At 68.1% G+C, this 1,926-nt stretch carries 2 protein-coding genes; one reads left to right on the forward strand and one right to left on the reverse strand.

Features of this window, described 5'->3' with window-relative positions; all coding sequences use genetic code 11:
- Window positions 1-50: 50 nt before the first annotated feature.
- Window positions 51-1,247 carry a quinolinate synthase NadA gene (gene nadA / locus ACFWEP_RS34365; RefSeq protein WP_387376190.1) on the reverse strand — a complete coding sequence of 399 codons (1,197 nt, stop codon included), beginning with the start codon at window positions 1,245-1,247 and terminating at the stop codon, window positions 51-53.
- Between the two features lie 262 nt (window positions 1,248-1,509).
- Here nadA and ACFWEP_RS34370 point away from each other — a divergent pair, with 262 nt between their 5' ends.
- Window positions 1,510-1,866 (forward strand): iron-sulfur cluster assembly accessory protein, encoded by a 357-nt coding sequence (locus ACFWEP_RS34370; protein ID WP_266703501.1) that lies wholly within the window; start codon window positions 1,510-1,512, stop codon window positions 1,864-1,866.
- The last annotated feature ends 60 nt before the right edge of the window (window positions 1,867-1,926 follow it).

Genomic DNA, 1,926 nt, shown 5'->3' on the forward strand with positions numbered 1-1,926 from the left:
CCCGCACTCTCGCGAGAGTGCGGGGCCGGGCCTTCGGCGTACGCGGCGCCCTACGGCAGCGCGAGCATCCGCTCCAGCGCCAGCTTCGCGTACTTCTCCGTCTCCGGGTCGACCTCGATCCGGTTGACGAGCTTGCCCTCGGCCAGCGACTCCAGCGTCCAGACCAGGTGAGGCAGGTCGATCCGGTTCATCGTCGAGCAGAAGCAGACCGTCTTGTCGAGGAAGACGATCTCCTTGTCCTCGGCAGCGAAACGGTTCGCCAGTCGGCGCACCAGGTTCAGTTCCGTGCCGATGGCCCACTTGGAGCCGGCCGGGGCCGCCTCCAGGGCCTTGATGATGTACTCCGTCGAGCCGACCTGGTCGGCCGCAGCGACGACCTCGTGCTTGCACTCCGGGTGCACCAGGACGTTGACGCCGGGGATGCGCGCGCGGACGTCCTCGACGGACTCCACCGAGAAGCGCCCGTGCACCGAGCAGTGCCCGCGCCACAGGATCATCTTCGCGTCGCGCAGCTGCTGCGCCGTCAGGCCGCCGTTCGGCTTGTGCGGGTTGTAGAGGACGCAGTCATCCAGCGACATCCCCATGTCCCGGACGGCGGTGTTGCGGCCGAGGTGCTGGTCGGGGAGGAAGAGGACCTTGTCACCCTGCTCGAAGGCCCACTCCAGCGCCCGTTCGGCGTTGGAGGAGGTGCAGATGGTGCCGCCGTGGCGCCCGGTGAACGCCTTGATGTCGGCGGAGGAGTTCATGTACGAGACGGGGACGACCCGGTCGGCCACGCCCGCCTCGGTCAGCACGTCCCAGCACTCGGCGACCTGCTCGGCGGTGGCCATGTCGGCCATCGAGCAGCCGGCCGCCAGGTCGGGCAGGACGACCTTCTGGTCGTCGCCGGTCAGGATGTCCGCGGACTCGGCCATGAAGTGCACACCGCAGAAGACGATGTACTCGGCCTCCGGGCGGGCGGCGGCGTCACGGGCCAGCTTGAAGGAGTCGCCGGTGACGTCCGCGAACTGGATGACCTCGTCGCGCTGGTAGTGGTGGCCGAGGACGAACACCTTGTCCCCGAGCTTCTCCTTGGCCGCGCGGGCGCGCTCCACGAGGTCCGGGTCGGACGGGGAGGGCAGGTCGCCGGGGCACTCCACTCCGCGCTCGCTCTTCGGGTCGGCCTCGCGGCCGAGCAGGAGCAGGGCCAGGGGCGACGGCTGAACATCGAGTTCCACAGGGGGGTGGGCCGTGGTCACGTCACGCACCCTTTCTTGTCATTGGTGAGCGCGGCGGAGCCGGTCGGTGGGGCCGGGGTCAGCGCCGGGAGCCTTTTCGTCTATTTGACGTTATCTATGATAACCGGATCGCGTCAGTTTGACGACGTCGTTACCGTCGATGTGACGCATACCCTCGCGCGCGCCGTGTGCGAGCATGAAAAGGAACAGACGGACGCGGGCGCGGAATGAATCCACGCGCGCGACGGTTGCACCGTCGGCAAGCAGTCCGTACAACCCGGGAGAGAAGCAGATGTCCGTATCGGACGAGACCACCACCGTGAGCGACGGCATCCTCCTGTCCGACGCCGCCGCAGCCAAGGTCAAGGGCCTGCTGGACCAGGAGGGCCGCGACGACCTCGCCCTGCGCGTCGCCGTACAGCCCGGTGGCTGCTCCGGCCTGCGTTACCAGCTCTTCTTCGACGAGCGCTCGCTCGACGGCGACGTCGTGAAGGACTTCGACGGCGTCAAGGTCGTCACCGACCGCATGAGTGCCCCGTACCTCGGCGGAGCCTCGATCGACTTCGTCGACACCATCGAGAAGCAGGGCTTCACGATCGACAACCCCAACGCCACCGGCTCCTGCGCCTGCGGCGACTCGTTCAGCTAAGTCTTCACCGGTTCCCTGAAGACGCCCGGTCCACGGACCGGCCGCGGGACGAAGACGTCC

It is taken from the genome of Streptomyces sp. NPDC060198, from assembly GCF_042728415.1.
Lineage (GTDB): Bacteria > Actinomycetota > Actinomycetes > Streptomycetales > Streptomycetaceae > Streptomyces.